Origin of the sequence: Xanthobacter autotrophicus (assembly GCF_030015065.1) — a bacterium.
In the GTDB taxonomy this organism is placed as follows: Bacteria; Pseudomonadota; Alphaproteobacteria; order Rhizobiales; family Xanthobacteraceae; genus Xanthobacter; species Xanthobacter autotrophicus_D.
This window is the reverse complement of record NZ_JAIVFN010000478.1, coordinates 1-421: the sequence shown is the minus strand read 5'-3', so window position 1 is coordinate 421 and position 421 is coordinate 1. Positions and strand designations below refer to the sequence as shown.

The window sequence follows — 421 nt, the reverse complement described above, 5'->3', positions numbered from 1 at the left end:
GTGAAACAGCCCATTGTTGATGAAGGCAGTAACGCCGCTTTTGACATCGTTTATAGCGATGCGCAAGGCGTGAAAAAAGCCGTGTCGGGCTTGCAGGTGCGCCTGATTCGCGAACGCCGCGATTACTACTGGAACTGGTCAGAAGATGAAGGCTGGCAGTCACAGTTTGATCAAAAAGATCTGATCGAAAATGAACAAACTCTGGATCTGAAAGCGGACGAAACCGGCAAGGTCAGTTTTCCGGTAGAGTGGGGCGCTTATCGTCTGGAAGTCAAAGCGCCGAATGAAGCGGTCAGTAGTGTTCGTTTCTGGGCTGGCTATAGCTGGCAGGACAACAGCGACGGTAGCGGCGCAGTGCGACCCGACCGTGTCACGCTGAAACTGGATAAAGCCAGTTATCGCCCTGGCGACACCATTAAGT

General features: G+C 52.7%; 1 protein-coding gene. It reads left to right on the top strand.

Going from position 1 to position 421, the window contains the following annotated elements:
• Positions 1 to 421: hypothetical protein (locus tag K9U40_RS24125; protein WP_282892573.1), on the top strand; the 421-nt coding region annotated here is incomplete at both ends.